The 24,420-nt window shown below is 37.4% G+C and carries 26 protein-coding genes and 3 pseudogenes; 28 read left to right on the top strand and 1 reads right to left on the bottom strand.

Annotation, left to right across the window (positions count from 1 at the left end; genetic code table 11):
• The 14 genes and pseudogenes from GEZ89_RS09740 to GEZ89_RS07630 form a co-directional block, all read left to right on the top strand.
• Positions 1-562, top strand: a pseudogene (locus GEZ89_RS09740) (DUF2971 domain-containing protein); the annotation flags it as partial.
• 41 nt (positions 563-603) lie between these two features.
• A complete protein-coding gene (locus GEZ89_RS09735) occupies positions 604-1,143 on the top strand; it encodes a DUF2971 domain-containing protein (RefSeq protein ID WP_228113881.1) in 540 nt (179 codons plus the stop codon).
• A 35-nt stretch (positions 1,144-1,178) separates the two neighbouring features.
• Positions 1,179-2,042: an XRE/MutR family transcriptional regulator gene (locus GEZ89_RS07690; RefSeq protein ID WP_153225586.1), complete on the top strand. Its 864-nt coding sequence runs from the start codon at positions 1,179-1,181 to the stop codon at positions 2,040-2,042.
• Between the two features lie 75 nt (positions 2,043-2,117).
• A complete protein-coding gene (locus tag GEZ89_RS07685; protein WP_153225585.1) occupies positions 2,118-3,311 on the top strand; it encodes an MFS transporter in 1,194 nt (397 codons plus the stop codon).
• Between the two features lie 410 nt (positions 3,312-3,721).
• The gene (locus GEZ89_RS07680) at positions 3,722-4,114 is read left to right on the top strand and encodes a hypothetical protein (protein WP_153225584.1); all 393 of its coding nucleotides are present in this window, start codon (positions 3,722-3,724) and stop codon (positions 4,112-4,114) included.
• Positions 4,115-4,127: 13 nt separating this feature from the next.
• On the top strand, positions 4,128-5,099 hold the full coding sequence (locus tag GEZ89_RS07670) for a DUF6892 domain-containing protein (protein ID WP_194251847.1): 972 nt from the start codon (positions 4,128-4,130) through the stop codon (positions 5,097-5,099).
• Positions 5,100-5,188: 89 nt separating this feature from the next.
• A complete protein-coding gene (locus GEZ89_RS07665) occupies positions 5,189-5,980 on the top strand; it encodes an alpha/beta hydrolase (RefSeq protein ID WP_153225583.1) in 792 nt (263 codons plus the stop codon).
• The gene (locus GEZ89_RS07660) at positions 5,961-6,680 is read left to right on the top strand and encodes a class I SAM-dependent methyltransferase (RefSeq protein ID WP_075231394.1); all 720 of its coding nucleotides are present in this window, start codon (positions 5,961-5,963) and stop codon (positions 6,678-6,680) included. Before GEZ89_RS07665 ends, GEZ89_RS07660 begins: the two co-directional genes overlap by 20 nt.
• A gap of 277 nt (positions 6,681-6,957) precedes the next feature.
• Positions 6,958-7,839: a diacylglycerol/lipid kinase family protein gene (locus tag GEZ89_RS07655; RefSeq protein ID WP_075231393.1), complete on the top strand. Its 882-nt coding sequence runs from the start codon at positions 6,958-6,960 to the stop codon at positions 7,837-7,839.
• Positions 7,840-7,883: 44 nt separating this feature from the next.
• Entirely contained in the window at positions 7,884-8,762 is an 879-nt protein-coding gene (locus tag GEZ89_RS07650; RefSeq protein ID WP_075231392.1) for a DUF4300 family protein, read from the top strand.
• A gap of 81 nt (positions 8,763-8,843) precedes the next feature.
• Positions 8,844-9,164, top strand: a complete 321-nt coding sequence (locus GEZ89_RS07645) for a hypothetical protein (RefSeq protein ID WP_075231391.1) — start codon at positions 8,844-8,846, stop codon at positions 9,162-9,164.
• 38 nt (positions 9,165-9,202) lie between these two features.
• The gene (locus tag GEZ89_RS07640) at positions 9,203-9,514 is read left to right on the top strand and encodes a hypothetical protein (RefSeq protein WP_075231390.1); all 312 of its coding nucleotides are present in this window, start codon (positions 9,203-9,205) and stop codon (positions 9,512-9,514) included.
• A gap of 48 nt (positions 9,515-9,562) precedes the next feature.
• Positions 9,563-9,937 (top strand): annotated as a pseudogene (locus GEZ89_RS07635) (hypothetical protein); the annotation flags it as partial.
• A 112-nt stretch (positions 9,938-10,049) separates the two neighbouring features.
• Positions 10,050-10,475 (top strand): annotated as a pseudogene (locus GEZ89_RS07630) (hypothetical protein); the annotation flags it as partial.
• 33 nt (positions 10,476-10,508) lie between these two features.
• Here GEZ89_RS07630 and GEZ89_RS07625 read toward each other — a convergent pair.
• Positions 10,509-11,528 carry a hypothetical protein gene (locus tag GEZ89_RS07625; RefSeq protein ID WP_153225582.1) on the bottom strand — a complete coding sequence of 340 codons (1,020 nt, stop codon included), beginning with the start codon at positions 11,526-11,528 and terminating at the stop codon, positions 10,509-10,511.
• Positions 11,529-11,762: 234 nt separating this feature from the next.
• Between GEZ89_RS07625 and GEZ89_RS07620 the strand changes: the two genes are divergently transcribed.
• The 14 genes from GEZ89_RS07620 to aguB all read left to right on the top strand — a co-directional run bounded on the left by GEZ89_RS07620 (position 11,763) and on the right by aguB (position 24,362).
• Positions 11,763-12,269: a YfbM family protein gene (locus GEZ89_RS07620; protein WP_153225581.1), complete on the top strand. Its 507-nt coding sequence runs from the start codon at positions 11,763-11,765 to the stop codon at positions 12,267-12,269.
• Between the two features lie 31 nt (positions 12,270-12,300).
• Positions 12,301-13,152 carry a CbrC family protein gene (locus tag GEZ89_RS07615; protein ID WP_153225580.1) on the top strand — a complete coding sequence of 284 codons (852 nt, stop codon included), beginning with the start codon at positions 12,301-12,303 and terminating at the stop codon, positions 13,150-13,152.
• A gap of 18 nt (positions 13,153-13,170) precedes the next feature.
• Positions 13,171-13,653, top strand: a complete 483-nt coding sequence (locus GEZ89_RS07610; protein ID WP_194251846.1) for a hypothetical protein — start codon at positions 13,171-13,173, stop codon at positions 13,651-13,653.
• A gap of 18 nt (positions 13,654-13,671) precedes the next feature.
• Positions 13,672-14,226: a hypothetical protein gene (locus tag GEZ89_RS07605; RefSeq protein WP_153225579.1), complete on the top strand. Its 555-nt coding sequence runs from the start codon at positions 13,672-13,674 to the stop codon at positions 14,224-14,226.
• Positions 14,227-14,236: 10 nt separating this feature from the next.
• Positions 14,237-14,734: a hypothetical protein gene (locus GEZ89_RS07600; RefSeq protein WP_153225578.1), complete on the top strand. Its 498-nt coding sequence runs from the start codon at positions 14,237-14,239 to the stop codon at positions 14,732-14,734.
• A 48-nt stretch (positions 14,735-14,782) separates the two neighbouring features.
• A complete protein-coding gene (locus tag GEZ89_RS07595) occupies positions 14,783-15,577 on the top strand; it encodes a DUF4261 domain-containing protein (protein ID WP_153225577.1) in 795 nt (264 codons plus the stop codon).
• A 43-nt stretch (positions 15,578-15,620) separates the two neighbouring features.
• A complete protein-coding gene (locus GEZ89_RS07590) occupies positions 15,621-16,088 on the top strand; it encodes a hypothetical protein (protein WP_049504675.1) in 468 nt (155 codons plus the stop codon).
• Positions 16,081-17,097 (top strand): hypothetical protein, encoded by a 1,017-nt coding sequence (locus GEZ89_RS07585; RefSeq protein ID WP_153225576.1) that lies wholly within the window; start codon positions 16,081-16,083, stop codon positions 17,095-17,097. The genes GEZ89_RS07590 and GEZ89_RS07585 overlap by 8 nt, the downstream gene beginning before the upstream one ends.
• Positions 17,098-17,696: 599 nt before the next feature.
• Positions 17,697-19,151, top strand: coding sequence for an aminotransferase class I/II-fold pyridoxal phosphate-dependent enzyme (locus tag GEZ89_RS07580; protein WP_153225575.1), 1,455 nt, complete (start codon positions 17,697-17,699; stop codon positions 19,149-19,151).
• A complete protein-coding gene (gene speE / locus GEZ89_RS07575; RefSeq protein ID WP_000366713.1) occupies positions 19,152-20,012 on the top strand; it encodes a polyamine aminopropyltransferase in 861 nt (286 codons plus the stop codon).
• Positions 20,009-21,268 (top strand): saccharopine dehydrogenase family protein, encoded by a 1,260-nt coding sequence (locus GEZ89_RS07570; RefSeq protein WP_153225574.1) that lies wholly within the window; start codon positions 20,009-20,011, stop codon positions 21,266-21,268. Before speE ends, GEZ89_RS07570 begins: the two co-directional genes overlap by 4 nt.
• Positions 21,268-22,395: a carboxynorspermidine decarboxylase gene (gene nspC / locus GEZ89_RS07565; RefSeq protein WP_153225573.1), complete on the top strand. Its 1,128-nt coding sequence runs from the start codon at positions 21,268-21,270 to the stop codon at positions 22,393-22,395. Before GEZ89_RS07570 ends, nspC begins: the two co-directional genes overlap by 1 nt.
• The gene (gene aguA, locus GEZ89_RS07560) at positions 22,392-23,477 is read left to right on the top strand and encodes an agmatine deiminase (protein WP_153225572.1); all 1,086 of its coding nucleotides are present in this window, start codon (positions 22,392-22,394) and stop codon (positions 23,475-23,477) included. The genes nspC and aguA overlap by 4 nt, the downstream gene beginning before the upstream one ends.
• Before the next feature lie 9 nt (positions 23,478-23,486).
• A complete protein-coding gene (aguB, locus tag GEZ89_RS07555) occupies positions 23,487-24,362 on the top strand; it encodes an N-carbamoylputrescine amidase (RefSeq protein WP_153225571.1) in 876 nt (291 codons plus the stop codon).
• Positions 24,363-24,420: the final 58 nt, after the last annotated feature.

Here is a 24,420-nt window from a genome sequence, read left to right as displayed (position 1 = left end):
TTCTAATAGATTACTCAAAGAAATCAATTCAGAATTGAATGTTGGTAATTGTGTATCAACGGAGAGTTATAGAAATCTTATTTTTGAATATTTATTGGCAAAATTAAAGGATCATGATATCTCTGATGAGAATAAAAGTTTAGTTTTTAAAATCGTTGAAGGTTGTAATTATAATTTTGAATTATTAAATAACCTGGTCAAATATTTTTTAGATAATCCAGATTATGTCCAATATCAAGAGGGTATTGATATTTTAACAACCTTAGTTGAAAGAGCTAATTTCGATCAATTAAAGTCAGAACTAGAAACTATAAAAAATGAAGATTTAAAAATAATATTAACTAGTGTTAAGAATATTAAAGGTACATTAAGATACTCCCAGATTACTGGCGATGATAGTTTTATTCACTATACTTCTCTAAATACATTAAAATTTTTGCTTTATAAAATTGAAGATAAAAATAATTATCCTAGATTACGGCTTAGTAATGCCAGACAAATGAATGATCCAAATGAAGGGTATACGTTTCTCGACCTAATAGGGCTTGAGAAAAAAAATTAGCTGAAACTGATTATGATACATCGCCGTTCTTCTTTGCTTCTATGACGCAAACTGGTGATAGTCAAAAGTTAGATGATAGTCTTCCAATGTGGAAACAATATGGTGATGATGCAAGAGGGATCTGTCTAACGTATCATAAAGAGTATATTGAAAATTTAATAAATGATGGAATTGAAATTTATAAAGTTTGTTATAATATTGGTGAACTAAACGGTGAAATAGAAAAAATAAAAACAGTATTTAACAAAATCAAAGATCCTAAAGATGTCAAGGGACAAAATCTCTTTTCTTCAGCGTTGAACTTAATTGATGACATTCGTTATTTATTTAAAGATGCTGATTATAGTTATGAAAATGAATTTAGGATTATTAAATCTTATGAGGGGGAAGAAGATTTAATTATTACTTGCGATAGTTCTAATAGTGTGATTCCTGGGATATATACTTATATTGATAAAGAATTAAAATATTCAAAAATTAAACTTGGTCCCAAATGTGATGATATTGATTTTGTTGCTCCATATATAAAATACGTTGATCGAAATATTGAAGTAACTAAGTCGCAAATATCTTATCGTTAATTAAAAGTGTTTATTTTTTTAAAAGGGAATAAATAATGGAAAATCTTGGAAAAGTCTTTCGTGAATTTCGAATCAGTAAAAATTACTCTCTAAAAGAAGCTGCAGGAGAGGCCTGTTCGACCTCCCAATTATCCCGCTTTGAATTGGGGGAATCGGATCTGGCTGCATCTCGTTTCTTTGAAATATTAGATAATATTCACGTGACGATTGAGAATTTTATGGATAAGACTAGAAATTTTCAACATCATGAACATGTCGGCTTGATGGCTCAGATTATTCCACTTTACTACTCAAATGATATTGCAGGTTTTCAAAAGCTTCAAGAAGAACAACTTGAAAAAGCTAAGAGTTCAACAAATCCCCTCTATTTTGAACTGAACTGGATTTTGTTACAAGGTCTGATTTGTCAAAGAGATACTAGCTTCACTATGAAGCAAGGCGATCTGGATAAGGTGGCAGATTATCTTTTCCAAACTGATGAATGGACCATGTATGAGTTGATCCTCTTTGGCAATCTCTATAGCTTTTATGATGTGGACTATGTTGCTCGACTTGGTAGAGAAGTAATGGAGAGGGAGGATTTCTACAAAGAAATTGGACGCCATCGAAAACTGGTCTTGATTTTAGCTCTTAACTGTTACCAGCATTGTTTAGAACATCTTGCTTTTGAAAATGCCAGCTACTTTGAAGCTTATATAGAGAAGATCATAGGTAAGAGCATCAAACTCTATGAGCGTAATGTTTTCCACTTTCTTAAGGGATTTGCTCTTTATCAGAAGGGGCAAAAAGAAGAAGGTTGTAAACAAATGCAGGAAGCCATGCATATTTTTGATGTTCTAGGTCTTCCGGAGCAAGTAGCTTACTATCAGGAACATTACGATAAATTTGTAAAAAATTAATTTCCCAAATAAGGGAAAAATGAGAAACTCCTTCAAGTTTTGATACAATAGTTTCAAAATTTGAGAGGAGTTTTTATGAATCGATATGCAGTACAGTTGATTAGTCGTGGAGCTATTAACAAACTAGGAAATATGCTCTATGATTATGGGAATAGTGTTTGGTTGGCATCAATGGGAACGATTGGGCAAACCGTTCTAGGGATTTATCAGATCTCTGAACTCGTTACATCCATACTAGTTAATCCATTTGGAGGCGTGATTTCAGACCGTTTTTCGCGTCGCAAGATTTTAATGACAACAGACTTGGTTTGTGGGATTTTCTGTCTGGCCATTTCTTTTATCAGAAATGATAACTGGATGATTGGAGCTTTGATCTTTGCTAATATTGTCCAGGCCATTGCATTTGCATTTTCTCGAACTGCCAATAAAGCTATTATCACAGAAGTCGTAGAAAAAGACGAGATAGTGACTTACAATTCACGCTTAGAGTTAGTTTTACAGGTTGTAGGAGTCAGTTCTCCGGTGCTTTCTTTCCTTGTTTTACAATTTGCTAGTCTCCATCTGACGCTCTTATTAGATGCTTTGACCTTTTTCATCGCTTTTGCCCTAGTCGCCTTACTTCCCAAAGAAGAACCAAAGACTCAAGAGCAGAAGAGTTTTACAGGGAAAGATATTTTTGCGGATATCAAAGATGGCTTGCACTATATCTGGCATCAAAAAGAAATTTTCTTTCTCTTGTTAGTGGCTTCCAGTGTGAATTTATTTTTTGCAGCTTTTGAGTTTTTGCTCCCTTTTTCAAATAAACTCTATGGTGTAGAAGGAGCCTATGCGACTATCTTAACCATGGGGGCGATTGGCTCAATCATCGGAGCATTGATTGCAAATAAATTTAAATCAACTATGAATACACTTTTGTTCTTATTGATCCTCACAGGAGTAGGAGTTTTCATGATGGGATTGCCACTACCTAATTTTCTCACTTTTTCAGGAAACCTAGTTTGTGAACTCTTTATGACGATTTTTAATATTCACTTTTTCACTCAGGTACAAACCAAGGTTGACGGAGACTATCTGGGGAGGGTATTGAGTACCATTTTTACACTAGCAATTCTCTTTATGCCGATTGCAAAAGGTGTAATGACCTTTCTACCAAGCGTTCATTTAGTTTCCTTTTTAATTATCGGTCTTGGAGTTATTTTACTTTCGTTGGTATCGATAGTCTATATTCAAAGATCGAAGAAGGATTCGAGTGAGCAAAATCAAAATTGAAGATAAAATTAAGTAAATCTTTTCATTATAAAATGTATCGTATCAGTTCATTGAAGTCTTGATATTATACATTTTTTTAATTTTAAAGACTTTTTAACTATTTTATACGATTTGTTAAACTTATCAAGGTTAAAAAAATGCTACAAGACAGTAGACATCCTGAAGTTTCTATCTTATTTTTAATACTAATTGAGTTATAAAAGGGCATGCTCAAATAACACCTCATCTGTATACAATAAAATGGACTAGGTAATCATTTTAGGAAATTGACCGATTACAATAGTATAGATCCGTGAATGCCATCTGCTTCAGTCTTTTTTCTGTTAATGTAGTATAATAAAGGGTGTAGGGATTCTATTTTTTAAAAGGATTTTTCTAAGAACGAAGCTCCAATTAGAAAGAGGAGAAGCATGAAGCAATCACTTGAATTTTTAAGAGAAAGAATCACCGATAAGATGCCCTTGGAGGATATGGTAGCAATATTTGAAGACTTGTGTCGTGAGCCTATTGATGATGAGATGATTTTGTTTGAAACAGGGACATTTACAAGTATATCTGATAAGCCCTTGTTTCAACTATCATTAGTAAGGCAAGCCCCAAATGAAGATGAAGATGAAGAGTTTTATCAAGTTCACCTTGATATTTTCTATGAAGCAAGTCAAGACAATCAAATCTTTAGTGAATCGACCTGGGATGAAGATTTAGAGGAAAATATTTTTGACTACATTAGAAATTCAGAAGTATTTGCCTATGCTAAAGAGCAGGAATACCTAGCAGTCAAAATGTATCTTGAAGAAACTTAAGAAGGGGAGTTAAATGTTTCATTTTTTTAGAAAGAAAAAAGCTAAGGTCCTTTCTATGAATTTCCACGGAAATTCTGTCGATGTTCTAGAAATAAGCTTGCATTTCCCTTTATCATTAAAGGATATTGAAACTGTTTTTGGAAAACCTGACCGATTTTTCAAAAAAGAAGGGCAGTTTATCAAATATATTTATGATGAACTTGGTTTCGTATTTGTGCATTCCTTTGAAGTTAAACAACACTTAAAGAGTTGTGACGTCTATATTGATAAGGAGCATTTAATTACTTCGCTTTATTTATATTTTGGAGAGAAGGTCAAACCCATGTGGGACGAGGGAGAACTACCTCTCAATCCTTGCAAGACCCTGATAACTTGTAATGGAAAAAGCCCTTATTTTATTTCTGATAGACAGAGAGTAGGGGATTTTAACTTGATTTTATGGACTCCTTATGGAAGTGATTTTCATGGATATGCAGAGACCATCACAGACACACTATCAATTTCTTACTTCCCAGAGGTCAAACATGAACGGGAAAGCTACAAGTTAAAAGAAACTGACGAAGAACTGCTACACTTTGACAATATAAATTTTAAACTAACTATTATCCAAGTTTTGATGTACGATTTACGAGTACTGAAACCCTACTTTGACATCTATGATTTTGCGGATGAATTTAGTGAACTGGAAATCGATACAGAAAGTATGGAGATTATTCAGCCAGCCCTTGATTATATGATAGATCTTCCTATACCTAAGAAATATGCCGAACAAGTCCAAGAAATCTACATGGATGGCGGAAATGAAATTTATCTGAATTTGATTCCTCAGTGGGACGGTGAAGATGATGGTTTCGATCTAAATGAAGTTAGTCTTAAAGAACTGCGACAGTTTCCAAATCTGAAGCAAGCGACTATCATAAGCAGTAATTTTGAACATGTCAAAAAAACCTTCGACAAGCAAGGGGTTCAAGTGAAGGTATTATAATTGTCGCATTTATCTGAATAAATCATAAATGGATGGGATAAGTTCTTTAAGGATAGGGGCTAAAAAGGAAAGAAATCTGGTGTTGGAAAATGAACATTCTTGATCTTAATTCTAATCAGAAAGATACGATATTGCTAATCCACCCGATGTTATCATCGGCTCAAGGGATGAAGTCCCTCATTGCAGACCAGATGGGGCAAGAGTTTAGATATATCATTCCGGATTTGTCTGCACATGGGCAATCAGCTCTAGCCCTCTACGAATCGTCTCTTAAGGAAAGTCAGATGATCTATGACTATCTAAAGGAACACCATATAAAAGACTTGCGTTTAGCCTTTGGCGCATCCTTGGGTGGTGTTGTATTACTGCAATTATTGAATTATAAGGATATCAGGTTTGGGAAACTTGTTTTTGAAGGGGTTAGTTTATGGACAAATGCGCCCTTGCTTGATGTCTTTACTAGGTATTTATTATTAATAAAGCATAGAAAAGCTCTGAGAAATAGAGATCTTGCTGTTCGTAAGATGGTTGCACTTTATGGAGAAAAAGGAGAGATGATGGTGGATTCTTTCATTGCTATGGGTGAAGAAAGCATCAAACATATTTCCCATGATTGTGCATTTGTGGCTTTGCCTAACCTCACGCCAGAGGAACAAAAAAATTGTGTTTTCTTTTATGGTTCAAAAGAATTCGACTTGATAGCTGCTAAAAAAGTTATCCCCAAAAAGTATCCTCATGCCACATTTCACATTTGGCAAGGATATGATCACTGTTGCAAAATCACTGAAAATTCGGCAGTTTACTGTAAATTATTAAAAGAAATGATTGTAAAGAAAAATACCAGTTTTAATGAGGTAACACATGACAAGCAAAAGATCTGATCTTGAACATTATAGAAATATGTTAAAACAACCTTGGGGAAAGATACAATATGAAATAACCTTTGCCCAACTTGCTCATCTGGAAGGTAAGAAAATTCTTGATTTTGGATCTGGATTTGGCTTGGTCAGTGAATTTCTTTCTTGCAAGAATCAAGTTATTTCTGTTGAACCTAATGAGGAAATGCTCTATGCCAACTCTTCCACATCCTATGAAAAATTGTGGGGAAGTATTGACCAACTCGCTCGTTTTACGGATAAATCCTTTGATCTTGTCCTTTGCCATAATGTTTTAGAATATATAGATCCTAATGACCGAAAAGACTATCTTCTGGAGTTCAAAAGAATTTTAAAAGATGATGGCTTGATTTCAATTATCAAGCATAATCAAGTTGGAAAAGTTCTACAAAGTGTTGTTTTTGCTAATGATATCAATCAAGCATTTAGCTTACTCAATGGTGAAAATTTTGAGAGCCTATCTTTTGCAAGTGGTTCTACTTATACAATTGAGGAAATATTAGCTTTGTCTGGTCTTAAATTAGAAAACTATTTGGGGATTCGAACATTTTACAGTCTACAACCAAATGAATTTAAGAGCAAAGAAAACTGGTTAGAAGAAATGACAAAGATTGAACTTGCAGTATGTGATTTAAAACCCTATAAAGATATTAGTTTTTTACAACATTTGTGGCTAAAAAAATAATAGAAGCATAGGTTTTGTTTTAAAGTAAAATAAAAACTGTCGTATATGAAGAAAGAGTGAATGAGATGATTTCTTCAGTTTGTAACTTGATAAAATTTTTTCCACAAATTTATTTTTCGAATTTTGAAAGAAAAATTCTTAGACAGTTCAGGATTGTATCTATTTTAGTTCAGTACTTTCAAATTTTATTTTTAGAAATTTCATTATATAATAAAGTGTATCAAAAAAAGATATATTGATAGCCTAAAGATGCAAATAGATATTGAGGAGAAAATGAATGCAAAAAATAATGTTGATTATCAATCCAACCTCTGGTGGAGAAAAGGCTTTAGATTATAAGGAAAAGTTAGAAAATAAGGCTAAAAAATACTTCGAGCAAGTCGATACCAGAATTACACAAAAAGCGCAAGACGCAACCAACTTCGCCACAGAAGCTTCCAGGGAGCATTATGAGGCAGTTCTCGTATTCGGTGGAGATGGAACAGTCAATGAAGTAATCTCAGGTATCGCGGAAAAAGACTACATTCCTAAACTTGCGATTATCCCAGGAGGAACTGGAAATCTTATCACCAAACTATTAGAAATCAATCAAGATATTGATGGTGCCATTGACGAGCTTGATTTTAATTCTACGAATAAGATTGATATCGGAAAATCAAATGGAAATTATTTTGGTTATATCTTTAGTATTGGTTCACTACCAGAAGCCATCCATAACGTTGGGATAGAGGATAAAACAAAATTTGGTATGCTAGCCTATGCGATTAATACCATGAAGTCTGTCGTGACAGATCAAGCATTTAACATTCAAGTTGAAACAGAAAATGGAAACTATATTGGAGAAGCAAGTCACGTTTTAGTTCTCCTAACCAATTATTTTGCTGATAAGAAGATTTTTGATGAAGATAAGGACGGATATGCAAACGTTCTGATTCTTAAGGATGCATCAATTCTTACTAAATTGTCAGTTATCCCTGACTTATTAAAAGGGGACGTCGTAGAAAATGATCACATCGATTATATAAAAGCTCGTCATATAAAAATCTCTTCAGATGTTGAGTTGGAAACGGATGTTGATGGAGATAAATCTGATAATCTACCAGTGGAAATTAAGGTACTAGGGCAGCATATTCAAGTATATTCACAGCCGAAAGAATAATGATTTTCACACTTAACAACAATTTTTTAAACAAAGGAAAGCCTATGAAATTTAAAAAATTAGCAACTCTTGGTCTTTGCTCAACACTTCTTTTTACCTTCGTGGCTTGTAGTCAAGCACAAAAGAAAAGCGAAGCTACTACGGAAAACTCAGTCAGTCAATCACAATCAAATCAGGTTTCCTGGAAAGCTACTTATAGCAATATGAACAGTAAGCCCAGTGAAGAAGAAGTCAGAAAAGCCTTGGCTGCGCATTTGGATAAAGACAGTGTGGATGCATTTTTCAATCTTGTCAATGATTATAACAATACTGTTGGTTCAGTAGGCTTAACTGGAGATTTTTCTACATTCACCAAAACCGAGTATGACGTAGAAAAGATTAGCAATCTTTGGACACCGAAAAAAGGTGATTTTGTAGGTACCAACTGTCGGATTAACAGTTATTGTTTATTGAAAAATTCAATCGAAATTCCTAAGTTAGAGAAAGATGATTCCCTCTTGTTTGTCGATAATGATGCTATTGATAAGGGAAAAGTCTTTGGTGCAGAAGACAAGGATGCTTTTGATATTTTATTCTCAAGAGTTAAAACTGAAGCAACAACTGATGTCAAGGTACATGCTGCAAAGATGGAACAGTTCTTTTCTCAATTCAAGTTTAATGAAAATGCAAGAATGCTATCTGTTGTAGTTCATGATGACTTGGATGGTCAATCCCTCTTTATCGGTCATGTCGGCATACTTGTGCCAAGCGAGGACGGTTATCTCTTTGTCGAAAAGATAACCTTTGAGGAGCCTTATCAAGCTATCAAATTTGCAACCAAGGAAGATTGTTACAAATATCTAGATACAAAATATGAAAACTATACAGGTGAAGGTCTAGCTAAACCATTTATTATGGACAATGATAAATGGGTCCAACTCTAAAAGGATGATTTGCCTAAAGAGTGGGATAAGAAGTTACCAATCGAATGATAGCTAAATTGATATGATTAGAGGACAGCAAGCATGGATGAACATACATTAAGAGTTGTAAAAATTGATAAGGAAGCTATTTTTGAGTTGATCTACGAAACGTTTATAGCGCAAGAGCAAGAACTGCTGGACCTGTCGCCAGTAGATGTTATCAATGATTGTGCTATGGATTGGGAAAAGGGGGAGTTTATCTTTGCAGCACATCTTCAAGAAAATAGTCTGGGAGAATTTAATCCTCTTCCCACTAATATTGATATCCAAGATTTGCTGCAAAAACTACCTGTTACAACAGATTCCGTTCTTGGCAAAGAAGTGATTTATAGAGATTTTTCATTCGACCAATTAAAAAAATAGTATAATAGTAGTAAATAAAATAGTCATAAGGAGACACAATGGATATTAAAGATTTTACAGAAAAAGAACAAGAAATGATTAAAAAGGGACTAACTTTCTCTAAGCTGACCGATAAGGAAACTGCCGATAAAATTATCGCTTTAATTCCTCAAGATATGATTAAACGAATTCCATTTTTTGTTAGAAAACATGCCATTACACGTACTGTTAAGAGAATCTCGCTCGAGTATCCAGAGTTGTATGCTGTAGCTGAACAAGAAGGCCAACTTCCTGAAAAAGAAGCTCAAGAATTGCGACAAATTCTTACAGATATTTTCCAAGAAAAAATGAACAAGCATAAGATTAAATAAGTTTTGAGATTTAGCAATAAGATGTCGATTGAGTATTAGGAGTTGAGAATGGCTATTGATGGCGTTAAAATCATTGACAGTGATCAAGGTTATGACATTTACAATGATGTGGTTGGTCGCTATAGAGATGGTGATCATATAGCCAATATTATCAAGGATATCCTTGATGCGGAGAATGATTACTGCCAAACAGACTTTTTTACAGAAATTTATTGGACTGCTCTTGCCTATTCACTGTGGAAGATTGGTCATCTGACAGGCGACATCAGAGATAAAACCTTAGAGCTTATCAAAAAAGGTCCTGATCCATTTTGGATGGAAATAGATCCAAAGGCTTTGAAGCAAAGGCAAAAAGTCTTGGAAAAACTTGCAGTTCAGTTGCAAACTGAAAATCCTAGACCTCTAAAGGTTCCTAAAGCAAAAGCTAATACTCAATGAAAATCAAAGAGCAAACAAGGAAGCTAACTGTAGACTGTACTTAAGTACGGCAAGGCGAAGCTGACGTGGTTTGAATTTGATTTTCGAAGAGTATAAACGCAAACCTTACTTTGAAGAAGGAGATATCCTTGCTGTTAAGTTCGAAGATGAATATGGTCTTGTCTTTGTATCTATGGTGGAGCAGAGTCCTAGAAAGCTTGAGTATCATCTAGCTTGCACGCGCCTCTTACAAACAAAAAAGCCCACCATCGATGATTTTTTGGCCAGTCAAATCTCCTGTAAGATGGACAATACCAAGTTTGCTCTGGTTACAGATTGCTGGTTCAATCACAAAGATTTAGGGCAATTATTAGATAATATTGAAAAAATTGGACAGGTGAAACTCAGTCCATTTAGTCTTTGGATGCTGGCACCTGCCCAAAATTTAGAAGATATTTATGAAGAAATCACTAGAGATAAAGGCTCCTCTGGCCTTCGGTTCATCGAAACCTATAAACTTGTCGATGATATTTTTTCAGTCTAATGTTTATCTGATAAGAGGAAAATAAGGGGTGAATCATTCCCACATGCTATGTTGGGCTCTGACACCATAACTATCTAGGGAACCATCTGTATTAAACTTGGCTTCAATCCTGTATCTTTTCCAGAGATCGTAATCTGCTGTTTGAATGGTTAGGATGAAGTTGGCATCGGTGTCAGTGACTTCATAATCAGCAGGATTTAGTTGAAAGATATCGATTAACTTTCGTGTTTGAAAATCTTGGAGCTTGAGATTTGTTAGATTGACATGATTGATAGAAATTTTCTGCAGTTGATTGTCGTCCTTGGGAGTTCTATAGTAGGTAATGATACAGTTTTTGAGTTGATCAGTATCTCTTCCTGTAGGAGTAAGGCTCATAAAGCCATAGGACTGATTATCTCGCTTGACTTCAAGAAGTTGACCGTAATAGAAGTGGTCGTTTTTGGGATTGGTGATGGGGCTATCTGGATTTTTATCTTCGAAACTAAATCCTTGATCCAAAAGTTCGGAAGCCTTGGTTTCTCCGATAATGACAGTGGTATCTTGAATGCTTACTGGAACAGGTTGAGCTGGAAGACCACTCATCATCATGCAAAACATAAACACATAACTCGTTAAAAAAGCAGTTCCGATAAAAGCGTTGGTTGATGCATAGGCATGACTGTTTTGAAAGTTTTTTCTTATAGTTAATACAATCAATTTACCAATACTTTTTAAAACCATACTAACAAATACGATGAAAAATTGTTTCTTCAAACATTCATAAATTGCTTGAGGGAAACTATGGCTATGATAGTAGAAGCCAGCCAATACGAGTAGATTTACGATTAGATAGATTATAAAGAACCAATGAATTTCTTTAAGGGCATTGGCATCTGTGATTTCTTCATAGTCAACGTGAATTCTACCTTGAATGGCATGGCCGAGTTTATAGATCCATTTTGGGACATCTTTCCCTTGTCTGACCGCAACTAGAAGTCTGATATAGAGATAAATAGTAAAGGATAAGGATAGAAAGAAAAGAGCATAAAATGCCAAAACAATACTAGTGAACATGACTGTTTCCCCCTATTTATACTCTTCGAAAATCTCTTCAAACCACGTCAGCTTCCATCTGCAACCTCAAAGCAGTGCTTTGAGCAACCTGCGGCTCGCTTCCTAGTTTGCTCTTTGATTTTCATTGAGTATTAACATTCAATAACACAATTTCTTAGCTCCATTATAGCATTTTCTATAGAAATAGAGCTAAAAACATGAGTATTATCCTACAAGATTCAAAGGAGAAAAATCATGGGAATGATTGCCAATTATCAATATTTACCAGACAATGAATTAGAACAAATAAAAGGTCTTTCCAATCAAGAAGATGACTTGTTAGACTTTACCGAGGACTCCGCTGATACTCATGATATCTTAATCGATATCGATAAGATGTGGGATGCTCTTCTCTTTGTCATGACTGGCTTTAGTAGTTCTGAGTTTATGGACGATGATCCTCTGAGAGAAGCTGTTTTAGGGGTGACTCCTCTAGAGGATGTATCTGAATATATCGCCTATACTGAAAAATCGAGAATTGCGGCTATCAGTCAAGCTTTAGAAGAATTTGATATGGACAAGGCTTTGAAAGACTTTAGTATGGAAGCATGCAAGAAAGCCGACTTATATCCTGATATTTGGGATTATCTTGAGGAAGAGGAAGAAATCAAGGATGATATTCGAATCAGTTTTGTAAATATGAAAGAGTTTTACAAAAAGATTCTGGAGCTCAATGGAAATGTCCTGGTAACTATTTGTTAAGGTTTTTATATTCCATTAGAAAGGTAGTCCCATGAATCCATTTCTAGAAAAGTATATTACTTTAAAAAAGCAATACCTGGACCAAGATGGAAATTCTTCCAGTGTTGTGGCACTCTATGATTTGGCTGATGAATTAGCTAAGTCTGAGGATTTAGAAGCTAAGAAAGTCTTAGTTGACCTCTATGAACAATTGGGTCTTTACACTAGTGCCTATAGCTTATTGACCGAAATCTTAGATAAACCAGACCGAAAACAGTTAAAGAAACTGAGCAGATTACAAGAAATGAGTCAGAGTCATGGCGATCGTTTTGCCCTTCCTCGTCCTCTAAGAAAAGAAGAGAAGAAGCATAGGCAGGAGCTATTACAGTCTTTGCCACATTTTATCTACCATCCAGATCCCTTAGCTACAGGTTCATTTGTTGAAGGAGAAGCCAAGCTTTGTCCATCTTGTGGGAAAAAAAGCAATATTTATTATGACTTGATCCCTTATTGTATCGAGGATATAGAATACCTTTGCCCAATGTGCATTGCAAACGGGCTAGCAGCTAAAAAATTCGATGCGGAATTTATCCAAGATGCCGAGTGGCAGGGTGAATTGGATCCAGAAAAGAATCAGCTGCTTTTTTGTCAGACCCCAGGCTACTCTAGTTGGCAGGGAGAATATTGGCTTTCTTGTTGCCAAGATTATTGTGCTTACTTGGGTACAGTTGGAACTCGAGAATTGAATGATATGGGAATCGCTGAGCAAGTCTTGGCAGACTATGAAGCGCGTGAAGAATATCAAGAGGTAGAAGACTACTTGGTCAAAGACGGGCCTATCTGTGGTTATTTGTTTAGATGCCTACATTGTCAAAAATACCAGATCTGGGTTGATGCAGATTAAATCGAAATGTGATTAGCTATGAAAATTAAAGAGAAGACTATGGAGGAACTAGAATTATTCGAAGCCGCCTCCAAAGATTTATTAGATACTATGCAGGGATTTAAAGACAATCTATCTGTTCAATTTCCCCTATTAGATAGTGATAACTGGCAGTATGATAAGGGATCGATAAAAGTTTGTAAGGCTGATGAGTCAGGATTCAAAAAAAGATGTAGGGTCGGAATCAGCTACAACTTGAAAGTCTCCCTATTAAACGAAGATGCCGAGCAAATCTGGTTACTGTTTAAAGACTGGTTCAATACTAGCAGATTGGGTCAAGTTGAAAGAAATCCTAATAATGAGGATTTGGGAAGATATGTCTTCTCAGCAAGTTCCCCTCTAGGTGATCAGGTAGATTGTTCGATTTATTTGCCTAATGAGTGGAATATCCCTCAGATTAGCTTTTCAGGCTATCTAACAGCTCGTTATAGGGCTTGTGATCTTGATAAATTGCAAGAATAAGATGGAAGGTTTTTAGAGATGAGAAAGATTGATTGGGACAAGATAAAGACTCGCTTAGATGCCTTGCTAGTCGTTGACGAATATCTGACAGATCCGAGTGAGGATTGGCTCAGACTCGTGATTAAGACTGAGGAAGTCTATGGACTCCGCTACCTTATTGATAATGGATCTGGTGATTCTTTAGATGTGATTTTGACTGATAAAATGATTCTTATAAAAGGCTTTGATCATGAAAGTAGTTTAAGCCAGTTTGCTGCTGACGAGTGGAATCAAGATATCATCGATAGTTTTTATAAAGGACTGGATGAAAAGTATGTCTCACTTTATTCAGAAGACCAAAAAGATGAAACAACCTTCTTTATCTGGTATGATGGTCACGCGCATCAACAGACTTACCAAGATCAGGATGGTGGAGAATGGTTGCTTTCTTACCTCTTTGATAGCTTTGAGAGATTTCATGAGTTTGTGACAGACTATTATGAAATTACAGTTGATAAAGATTTACTTAGGAAACTCTACATGGAAGGACAACTTTCAGACTTAGAATTAAAGCAATTAATCCAGGAGAGTTAAGAGAGTAATCATGAGAGTGAACTATAAAAATACCCCTGAAAAATATCAAACTGTAGCAGAAATAATTATCACACCATTGCTTGATTTACTCAAAAGTTTAACCTTGTTAGAAGAGGAAATTTTTGAGCGTAACAGAGCACTGGATAAGGAAAAAGAAGCCCTTGGCATCCCAGCCAATCAAGTTCATCCCAAGTGGAATGAACTTATGGATGACTATTTTCAGAGGCAAATGCAACTTCTAACTGGACGAGTGACTCAAAAATGCTTGGAAGGAGGAGTTCGAAATACTTATGGCTCCCCAAGTGAGTATAACTATGTTAAAAGGAATGATTTTTCTGTAGATTTTATCATGACAAAAGCTGAAGAAGCAAGAATTATCACCCATTTTCAAGAAGCATTAGAAATGAAGCATCAGTTTATTCTTAGATTGGTGGATGGAAATTGGCTACTTGATGAGAAATTTTACGGTTTTGAGGACGAGGAAACTTGGTATCTCGACTCACTTTGAGCAAGATAGCTTTGCTTCCCAACTGGTATGAGAAAAAGGAGGAGTTTTATGAATTTTTTTAAAAATCTATTTACTAGTAAGAAAGAAAAATCAGAGAAGAAAAAACAACTGATCTTGTCCATGCCCCTCTTCAAAGGCAATCAAGCCTATTCTTTAGACCAAGTTGTTCAGGAATTGAAATCTCATTGGGGGCTTGAAATTTCTGAAGTTTCTGGGGATGATTCTAGTGCAACCTTTGTGATTGATGGTGCTCTCGTTGCTTTGGCATTGATGGATCTTCCTATCCCAAGTCAAGAATTTGAAGAATTGTATGCCTATTCTTACCTCTGGCAGGATGTTGAGAAGGAAACACAGGAGCACACACAACACGCCATTGTTTCTATTTTGTCTGACAATCTTTCGCCAGTAGAAACTTATTCCTTATTAACTAAAGTCAATGCCTCTATCCTAAAAACTAGTCAATCAGCTATTGGTATTTATCAGGGTTCTACCACCTTGCTCTTGCCCAAAGATCTTTATCTGGACTTAGCTGATCTTTTGAAAGAAGAACTGCTTCCTCTTCAACTCTGGATTTATATGGGAATTATCAACCAGGGAGATAAAACTAGTATTTACACTTATGGTTTGAAAGAGTTTGGAAAAACTGAGATCGAAATCATTGATTCTGTCATGGATAGCGATGACTTATATTATTTCCTCTTGTCTATTCTTCAGTATGTTTTAGGCAGTGATGTCACCTTAAAGGACGGTGAAACCATTGGCTTTTCAGAAGATCAAAAAATCAAAATCACTGAGTCAAAAGCTGTCTATTTGGAAGGCAATTCCTTGAAATTAGAGGTTTAGACCATGATTTATATTTGAGTGTCCTTCCTAGATTGAGGTTTTTATGAAGCGTAATATAAAAAAGTATTATCTCTACCGATTTCTGGTCTATAGATTTGAAAAACTCTCTTGTAAGGACCCAAGTCTCAAGGAAATAGAGTCAGAGAAGAGAGAAAAAATCCTTCTAGAGGCTACTCGAACTAGTCAAAAGATTATTCTAGTCCTTGGAATTCTTTATGTTTTGCTAAATTCGGCTTTGTTCATTTACCTTAGGGCTAGTGATTTTCAAAATCCCTTATTGACTTGGTTTACTGATTACGTCGACTATTTAGGTGGACTGATAAACGGAGAATGGGGCGGTAGTTGGCGTCAAAAGAAAGCTAGTTTTTTGATGATTGCTCTACTGGCTTTGCCCATTGTGGTCATAGAAGGTTGCCCCTTCTTCTTGCTAGTCTTATTGATTGGGAATTGGGTGCTAAAGAGAAAGATAAGATTTGAGAGAGAACATAAAGGAGTAGAGAGCCATGGGTAGAACGGCGATAATAGGTACTTTAATAGTTTTTGCAATCTTTAATCTGCTACTTGGTCTGGGGTTTTATCTCTTTCTAAAAAAGAGGAAAGAGAATGGGCAGTCATTGTACGAAACGCCTGTAAACCAACAAACTCGAACAGAAAAACTGGGTCTAGGTGAGATTTTAGTCTACCTGTCCCTGATTGCAATCGCCGGGATCTTTGCTTTTCAGACCTTAAATAGAGGTGGTGTTGGGAATTCTATTTTAGCCAAAATGATCCTTCTACCTGCTCTAATGGCCCTTTTCAATGCAAGAAAAAGGACTGGAAAGTCTTTACTTGCCCTCCTTATAACCTTTATGGTCTTTCTGGTAGGAGTCATGTTTAATCTCACGATTGGTTTGCCACCTCAAGCACCAATTTTGCAAATTAATGAAAGTAAAATCATTTTAGCAGAAACTAAAGCCAGTGAGCTGATGAATGCTGGATTTGACATCTATATAAGACAGGGCGATGGTGCTAGCGACTACGAAGAGCTCTTGACAGAGGGAAGTTTCCAAAAGTATCCAGGCGATAAATCAGTTACTATCGAAAAAGGCTTCAGACTTGATAGCAATGCTGTTCCTTACGCTCCCTATCTCCTGGCAAAAGATGGCATAGTACTGGGCAGTATTTCCTTTTACGGTGCTGAGGACCAGAATGTGGCTTTAGAAGATTCTAAGATTATTCAGGTTCGATTTAACAAGGAAAGTATTGAGGTAGCTAAGGAACATTCTATCACTTTGAAATTGGATGAACTCGACTTGACTACTCGACTGGATGTTTCTCTTGTTCAAGAAACTTTTAAAAAGCATCTATGGTCAATCCCCCCATCAAGTACAAACGATGTTACCCAATTGTGGTATGGATTAAAGTGGTCCAGCAACAGTGACTCTCTATTTTGGAATGAGTATTATAGTCTCATCCGCCTGGATGAAAATTACTTGATGACTGATTTTGAGCTAGCTTGCCAAATAGCGAAAGATGAGTAAATAGGATTTTGAATAGTTGATTATGCTTACGATTCATTAAAGGAATTAATCGATTTAGTTCCTTTTTTTGTTTTTTGATTTAAATTTAAAACGATTTCTGTTTTGCAACTAAAGCAATTTCACGAACAAAATATTAAATTATTTAAAAAAAGTTTCTAAAAATACTTTACAAGTATCTGAAAACATGATATAGTAATGAAGCTTAGAAAATGAGATGATGTTTTCTAGTAAATATAAACCCGAGTAAAAAATGCCTACGGACAGGCAGGGTTGAATGCCGAAGCGTGGTTGAAAAGCCACATTATTGATAGGGTTAAAAGCCTACTTTTATAAGTTGATGTTAGGACATTTGTCCTAATTCGTATAGATTTGTTAGTGTGGTGAAAGCACACGTCATCTTGTGAAACGATCAATAAAGTACGTAATATTTGCTACTAGAGAGTTAGGAAACATCAGGAACAGACATACTCAAAAGAAACAAACATAAACACGTCAGTAGATTGTAGAGCAGGTGCCAACCTGCTCTTTTTTCATAAGTATCCCTTAGAGCCTTGCATGGTTAAGGTGTAAAAAATATGATAAAGGAGTATGTCTTTATAATGTTAAATCAAAACCAAGCTCCCATCTATGAGGGGTTGGTCAAGTTACGAAAAAAAAGAATTGTACCATTTGACGTACCTGGTCACAAGCGTGGCCGTGGGAACCCAGAGTTGGTTGAACTGTTAGGGGAAAAATGTGTAGGTATAGATGTTAACTCTATGAAGCCCTTGGATAATCTGGGGCATCCCATTTCGATTATCAGAGATGCAGAGGAACTAGCGGCAGAAGCATTTGGTGCTGCTCATGCCTTTCTAATGATTGGAGGCACAACCTCATCTGTTCAAACTATGATTCTCTCCACCTGTAAAGCGGGAGATAAAATCATCCTTCCTCGAAATGTTCATAAGTCAGCTATCAATGCGCTCGTTTTATGTGGAGCTATTCCCATTTATATCGAGATGAGTGTGGATCCAAAAATCGGTATTGCTTTGGGGCTTGAAAATGAGCGTGTAGCACAAGCTATAAAGGATCATCCAGATGCTAAGGCTATCCTAATCAACAATCCTACCTACTATGGGATTTGTTCAGATCTTAAGGGGCTGACAGAGATGGCTCACGCTGCTGGAATGAAAGTTTTAGTAGATGAGGCACACGGTGCCCATCTGCACTTTACAGATAAACTTCCTCTATCTGCTATGGATGCAGGTGCTGATATGGCAGCAGTCTCCATGCATAAGTCTGGTGGGAGTTTGACCCAAAGCTCTATTTTACTTATCGGGGATCAGATGAATCCTGAGTACGTGCGTCAAATCATTAACCTGACCCAATCAACATCAGCATCTTACTTACTGATGTCTAGTTTGGATATTTCACGCCGCAATCTGGCCCTTCGTGGTAAAGAATCCTTTGAAAAGGTCATTGAGCTATCTGAGTACGCTCGTCGTGAAATCAATGCCATCGGTGGCTACTATGCCTACTCAAAAGAGCTAGTAGACGGAGTGTCTGTTTGTGATTTTGACGTTACTAAGCTGTCAGTTTACACCCAAGGAATCGGCCTAACAGGAATCGAGGTTTATGACCTCTTACGAGATGAATATGACATTCAGATTGAGTTTGGTGATATCGGGAATATCTTGGCCTACATTTCGATTGGGGACCGTATCCAAGATATTGAGCGCTTGGTTGGTGCTCTGGCTGACATCAAGAGACTCTACTCAAGAGATGGGAAGGACTTGATTGCTGGAGAATATATCCAACCTGAGTTAGTGCTGTCTCCTCAGGAAGCCTTCTACTCAGAGAGAAGAAGTTTAACCCTGGATGAGTCCGTTGGGCAAGTCTGCGGGGAATTCGTCATGTGCTATCCTCCAGGAATTCCAATCCTAGCGCCAGGTGAACGGATTACACGAGACATTGTTGACTATATCCAATTTGCCAAAGAACGTGGTTGTTCCCTCCAAGGAACGGAAGATCCAGAGGTCAATCACATCAATGTCATTGAGAGAAAGGAGAACTAGATGGATTTATGGTTTTCTGAAGTTCATACTCCAGATGTGAAATTGTCGCTTAGAACTGCTAAACAACTCTATGCTGGAAAAAGTGAGTGGCAGGATATTGAAGTATTAGATACTCCAGCTTTTGGGAAGATTTTGATTTTAAATGGGCATGTCTTATTCTCAGATGCAGATGATTTTGTCTACAACGAAATGACGGTTCACGTTCCTATGGCTGTCCATCCAAATCCAAAGAAAGTCTTGGTTATTGGGGGTGGTGACGGTGGTGTTGCCCAAGTATTAACTCTCTATCCAGAATTGGAACAAATCGATATTGTAGAGCCTGACGAAATGCTGGTTGAGGTTTGTCGAGAATACTTCCCAGACTTTGCTGCTGGTCTTGATGACCCTCGTGTGACCATTTATTATCAAAATGGACTGAGATTTTTGAGAAACTGTGAAGATGATTACGACATCATCATCAACGATGCGACTGATCCATTTGGACATACGGAAGGGCTCTTTACCAAGGAATTTTACGGCAATAGTTACAGAGCCTTGAAAGAAGACGGTATTATGATCTATCAGCATGGTAGTCCTTTCTTTGACGAAGATGAGTCTGCTTGCCGAAGCATGCACCGCAAGGTCAATCAAGCCTTTCCAATTAGCCGGGTCTATCAGGCCCATATCCCAACCAGTCCTGCTGGCTATTGGTTATTTGGATTTGCATCGAAAAAATATCACCCTGTCAAAGATTTTGATAAGGAAGGCTGGAAAAAGCGCCAGCTATTCACAGAATACTATACTGCAAACTTACACGTGGGAGCCTTTATGTTGCCTAAGTATGTAGAAGACATTTTAGAAGAAGAGGAAGGAAAAAAATGAGTCGTTTATTAGTTATTGGATGTGGGGGCGTTGCCCAAGTTGCTATTTCAAAGATTTGCCAAGATAGCGAAACCTTTACAGAGATTATGATTGCTAGCCGTACCAAGTCAAAATGTGATGACTTGAAGGCTAAATTAGAAGGCAAAACAAGTACTAAAATTGAAACAGCTGCTCTTGATGCTGACAAGGTAGAAGAAGTAATTGCACTGATTGAAAGCTACAAGCCAGAAGCTGTTTTGAACGTAGCTCTACCATACCAAGATTTGACCATTATGGATGCTTGCTTGGCAACGGGAGTTCACTATATCGACACAGCCAACTATGAGGCTGAAGACACAGAAGACCCTGAATGGCGTGCTATTTATGAGAAACGCTGCAAAGAGCTTGGATTTACGGCTTATTTTGACTACTCATGGCAATGGGCTTATCAAGAAAAATTCAAAGAAGCAGGCTTGACCGCGCTTCTTGGTTCTGGATTTGATCCAGGGGTAACCAGCGTCTTTTCAGCGTACGCCCTCAAGCACTATTTTGATGAAATCCACTATATCGACATTTTAGACTGTAATGGTGGGGACCACGGTTATCCATTTGCGACCAATTTCAACCCAGAAATCAATCTACGCGAGGTTTCTGCACCAGGTTCTTACTGGGAAGATGGTAAATGGGTAGAAGTTGAAGCTATGTCTATCAAACGTGAGTATGATTTCCCTCAAGTTGGTCAAAAAGACATGTATCTCCTCCACCATGAAGAAATCGAATCATTAGCAAAGAATATTCCAGGTGTTAAACGCATTCGATTCTTTATGACTTTTGGCCAATCTTATCTAACTCACATGAAATGCTTGGAAAACGTTGGTCTTCTTCGTACAGATACTATTAATTTTAACGGACAAGAAATCGTTCCTATCCAATTCTTGAAAGCCTTGCTTCCAGATCCTGCCAGCCTTGGCCCACGTACAGTTGGAAAAACCAATATCGGTTGTATCTTTACAGGTGTCAAAGATGGTGTTGAAAAGACTATCTACATCTACAATGTTTGCGACCACCAGGAATGCTACGCAGAAGTTGGTTCACAGGCAATTTCTTACACAACAGGTGTTCCTGCCATGATTGGAACAAAATTAGTGATGGATGGTACTTGGAAACAACCAGGAGTGTATAATCTTGAAGAGTTGGATCCAGATCCATTCATGGAAGCTTTGAATAAATACGGTTTGCCATGGGTTGTGGTGGAAAACCCACAAATGGTGGACTAATGAAGTTAGAACAAGTACCAACACCAGCTTACGTCATTGATTTAGCAAAACTAGAAGAAAATTGTAGCATTCTGCAAGAGGTTCAGGAAAAGGCAGGTTGTAAGGTTTTGCTAGCTCAAAAGGCTTATTCTCTCTATAAAACCTATCCTTTGATTAGCCAGTATCTCTCTGGTACGACGGCTAGTGGACTCTATGAAGCTAAGCTAGCTAGAGAAGAGTTCCCTGGGGAAGTCCATGTTTTTGCGCCTGCATTCAAGGAATCAGACATGGAAGAGTTACTTCAAATATCTGATCATATCGTCTTTAACTCAGAGAGACAATTACGAAAATACGGTCAAACTTGTCGGGAAGCTGGTATTAGTGTAGGTCTACGCCTCAATCCTCAGTGTTCTACTCAGGGAGATCACGCGCTCTATGACCCTTGTGCTCCTGGATCCCGTTTTGGAGTGACTTCAGATAAGATACCAAGTGATTTGCTGGACTTGGTGGACGGGCTTCATTTTCATACTCTTTGTGAGCAAGGGGCAGATGATTTAGCGACAACCTTGAAAGCTGTAGAAGAGCAGTTTGGACAGTACTTGCATCAGGTAAAATGGCTTAATATGGGTGGTGGACATCACATTACAAGAGATGACTATGATGTGGATTTACTGATTTCTGAGATTAAACGAATTCGAGAAACTTATAACCTTGACGTTTATATCGAACCCGGAGAAGCCATTGCTCTTAATGCTGGTTATTTGGCTACTGAAGTCTTAGACATCGTTGAAAATGGGATTGAAACCTTGGTGCTAGACGCCTCAGCAAGCTGTCATATGCCAGATGTCCTTGAAATGCCATATCGCCCACCATTGAGAGACGGTTTTGAAGAGCAAGAAAAACCTTATACTTATAGACTATCTTCAAATACTTGCCTAACAGGGGATATCATTGGAGATTACAGCTTTGAAAAACCGATTGAAATCGGTGATAGACTTTATTTCGAGGACATGGCAATCTACTCCTTTGTAAAAAATAATACCTTTAACGGTATTGGACTTCCAAGTTTGTATGTGATGGATAAAGAGGGTGAATGCAGTTTAGTCAAGGCCTTTGGTTACCAAGACTTTAAGGAGAGATTATCATGATGGACAGTCCAAAAAAATTAGGTTATCGTATGCCAGCAGAGTATGAACCCCATCATGGAACTCTCATGATATGGCCAACTAGACCAGGTTCGTGGCCTTTTCAAGGAAAGGCAGCTAAAAATGCTTTTAGCCAGATTATCAAAACCATTGCCCAAGGGGAAACAGTCTATCTTTTGGTGGAGGAGGACTATCTATCTGAAGCCCAATCTTATCTTGGAGACCAGGTCGTTTATCTAGATATTCCAACAAATGATGCCTGGGCGCGAGATACAGGTCCGACCATTCTCCTTAATGATAAAAGGGGAAAGTTAGCGGTAGACTGGTCTTTCAATGCCTGGGGTGGTGCAGTGGATGGACTCTATCAAGACTATGAAGCAGATGACCAAGTGGCCAGTCGTTTTGCAGAAGTCTTAGAGGTACCTGTTTACGACGCAAAACCATTTGTACTAGAAGGTGGAGCCATACATAGCGATGGTCAAGGAACCATTCTTGTGACTGAAAGTTGCTTGCTTAGTCCTGGTCGCAATCCTCACCTGACTAAAGAGGAAATCGAGAATACCTTATTAGAGAGCCTTGGTGCTGACAAAGTTATCTGGCTTCCTTATGGTATTTATCAGGATGAAACCAATGAACACGTTGACAATGTTGCAGCCTTTGTTGGTCCTGCTGAGCTTGTCTTGGCTTGGACAGATGATCAAAATGATCCTCAATATGCCATGTCAGCAGCTGATTTAGCGCTTTTAGAGAAGGAAACGGATGCAAAAGGTCGTCACTTCACCATTCATAAATTGCCTATCCCTGCAGTTCGACAAGTTGTGACAGAAGAAGATCTTCCTGGTTATTCCTACGAAGAAGGAGAAGAAGAGCGATACGCAGGTGAAAGGCTTGCTGCTTCCTATGTGAACTTTTACATTGCAAATAGGTCTGTCTTGGTGCCGCAATTTCAGGATGTAAACGATCAAGTTGCCTTGGATATCCTCAGTAAGTGTTTCCCAGACCGTGAAGTTGTCGGAATACCAGCTAGAGATATTCTTTTAGGTGGTGGCAATATCCACTGTATCACCCAACAAATCCCAGAATAGGAGAAAAAGATGAGAAATGTAAAAGTTGCAGCAATCCAGATGCAATGCGCCAAGGATGTGGCAACAAATATCCAAACAGCAGAGCGTTTAGTACGTCAGGCTGCAGAACAAGGCGCACAAATTATTCTCTTGCCCGAGTTGTTTGAACGTCCCTATTTCTGTCAGGAACGCCAGTATGACTACTACCAGCATGCCCAGTCGGTGACAGAAAATACAGCCATTCAGCATTTTAAAGTGATTGCTAAGGAACTACAGGTTGTTCTACCAATTAGTTTCTATGAAAAGGATGGCAATGTTTTATACAATTCTATTGCTATCATTGATGCTGATGGAGAAGTGCTAGGAGTTTATCGCAAAACGCATATACCAGATGACCATTATTATCAAGAAAAATTCTTCTTTACTCCTGGAAACACAGGTTTCAAGGTCTGGGATACACGCTATGCCAAGATTGGTATTGGGATCTGTTGGGACCAGTGGTTCCCTGAAACAGCCCGTTGCCTTGCCTTAAATGGTGCAGAATTACTCTTTTACCCAACAGCCATTGGTTCAGAGCCTATTTTGGATACAGATAGTTGTGGCCATTGGCAACGAACCATGCAAGGACACGCAGCAGCAAATATTGTCCCAGTTATTGCTGCCAATCGTTATGGCTTGGAAGAAGTACAACCTTGCGAGGAAAACGGGGGCCAAAGTTCTAGTCTTAATTTCTACGGTTCATCCTTTATGACCGATGAAACAGGAGCTATCTTGACTCAAGCAGAACGACAAGGCGAAGCTATCTTGTTAACAACTTATAACCTTGACAAGGGAGCAAATGAACGCCTAAATTGGGGTCTGTTTAGAGACAGAAGACCAGATATGTATAAAGATATTGTGAGATGAGAAAAGCCTATCGTAGGCTTTTTTCTGTAGATACTATAGTAATTTTTGATAATGTCCT

This window comes from Streptococcus mitis (assembly GCF_009496285.1).
GTDB lineage: Bacteria > Bacillota > Bacilli > Lactobacillales > Streptococcaceae > Streptococcus > Streptococcus mitis_BP.
This window is presented reverse-complemented; position numbering and strand designations above follow the sequence as displayed.

What these genes read in the sequence shown, in the direction of transcription:
- GEZ89_RS09735 (WP_228113881.1), top strand. Translation starts at nt 604, where the DNA reads ATGACGCAAACTGGTGATAGTCAAAAGTTAGATGATAGTCTTCCAATG.
- GEZ89_RS07690 (WP_153225586.1), top strand. Translation starts at nt 1,179, where the DNA reads ATGGAAAATCTTGGAAAAGTCTTTCGTGAATTTCGAATCAGTAAAAAT.
- GEZ89_RS07685 (WP_153225585.1), top strand. Translation starts at nt 2,118, where the DNA reads ATGAATCGATATGCAGTACAGTTGATTAGTCGTGGAGCTATTAACAAA.
- GEZ89_RS07680 (WP_153225584.1), top strand. Translation starts at nt 3,722, where the DNA reads ATGAAGCAATCACTTGAATTTTTAAGAGAAAGAATCACCGATAAGATG.
- GEZ89_RS07670 (WP_194251847.1), top strand. Translation starts at nt 4,128, where the DNA reads ATGTTTCATTTTTTTAGAAAGAAAAAAGCTAAGGTCCTTTCTATGAAT.
- GEZ89_RS07665 (WP_153225583.1), top strand. Translation starts at nt 5,189, where the DNA reads ATGAACATTCTTGATCTTAATTCTAATCAGAAAGATACGATATTGCTA.
- GEZ89_RS07660 (WP_075231394.1), top strand. Translation starts at nt 5,961, where the DNA reads ATGACAAGCAAAAGATCTGATCTTGAACATTATAGAAATATGTTAAAA.
- GEZ89_RS07655 (WP_075231393.1), top strand. Translation starts at nt 6,958, where the DNA reads ATGCAAAAAATAATGTTGATTATCAATCCAACCTCTGGTGGAGAAAAG.
- GEZ89_RS07650 (WP_075231392.1), top strand. Translation starts at nt 7,884, where the DNA reads ATGAAATTTAAAAAATTAGCAACTCTTGGTCTTTGCTCAACACTTCTT.
- GEZ89_RS07645 (WP_075231391.1), top strand. Translation starts at nt 8,844, where the DNA reads ATGGATGAACATACATTAAGAGTTGTAAAAATTGATAAGGAAGCTATT.
- GEZ89_RS07640 (WP_075231390.1), top strand. Translation starts at nt 9,203, where the DNA reads ATGGATATTAAAGATTTTACAGAAAAAGAACAAGAAATGATTAAAAAG.
- GEZ89_RS07625 (WP_153225582.1), bottom strand. Translation starts at nt 11,528, where the DNA reads ATGTTCACTAGTATTGTTTTGGCATTTTATGCTCTTTTCTTTCTATCC.
- GEZ89_RS07620 (WP_153225581.1), top strand. Translation starts at nt 11,763, where the DNA reads ATGGGAATGATTGCCAATTATCAATATTTACCAGACAATGAATTAGAA.
- GEZ89_RS07615 (WP_153225580.1), top strand. Translation starts at nt 12,301, where the DNA reads ATGAATCCATTTCTAGAAAAGTATATTACTTTAAAAAAGCAATACCTG.
- GEZ89_RS07610 (WP_194251846.1), top strand. Translation starts at nt 13,171, where the DNA reads ATGAAAATTAAAGAGAAGACTATGGAGGAACTAGAATTATTCGAAGCC.
- GEZ89_RS07605 (WP_153225579.1), top strand. Translation starts at nt 13,672, where the DNA reads ATGAGAAAGATTGATTGGGACAAGATAAAGACTCGCTTAGATGCCTTG.
- GEZ89_RS07600 (WP_153225578.1), top strand. Translation starts at nt 14,237, where the DNA reads ATGAGAGTGAACTATAAAAATACCCCTGAAAAATATCAAACTGTAGCA.
- GEZ89_RS07595 (WP_153225577.1), top strand. Translation starts at nt 14,783, where the DNA reads ATGAATTTTTTTAAAAATCTATTTACTAGTAAGAAAGAAAAATCAGAG.
- GEZ89_RS07590 (WP_049504675.1), top strand. Translation starts at nt 15,621, where the DNA reads ATGAAGCGTAATATAAAAAAGTATTATCTCTACCGATTTCTGGTCTAT.
- GEZ89_RS07585 (WP_153225576.1), top strand. Translation starts at nt 16,081, where the DNA reads ATGGGTAGAACGGCGATAATAGGTACTTTAATAGTTTTTGCAATCTTT.
- GEZ89_RS07580 (WP_153225575.1), top strand. Translation starts at nt 17,697, where the DNA reads ATGTTAAATCAAAACCAAGCTCCCATCTATGAGGGGTTGGTCAAGTTA.
- speE (WP_000366713.1), top strand. Translation starts at nt 19,152, where the DNA reads ATGGATTTATGGTTTTCTGAAGTTCATACTCCAGATGTGAAATTGTCG.
- GEZ89_RS07570 (WP_153225574.1), top strand. Translation starts at nt 20,009, where the DNA reads ATGAGTCGTTTATTAGTTATTGGATGTGGGGGCGTTGCCCAAGTTGCT.
- nspC (WP_153225573.1), top strand. Translation starts at nt 21,268, where the DNA reads ATGAAGTTAGAACAAGTACCAACACCAGCTTACGTCATTGATTTAGCA.
- aguA (WP_153225572.1), top strand. Translation starts at nt 22,392, where the DNA reads ATGATGGACAGTCCAAAAAAATTAGGTTATCGTATGCCAGCAGAGTAT.
- aguB (WP_153225571.1), top strand. Translation starts at nt 23,487, where the DNA reads ATGAGAAATGTAAAAGTTGCAGCAATCCAGATGCAATGCGCCAAGGAT.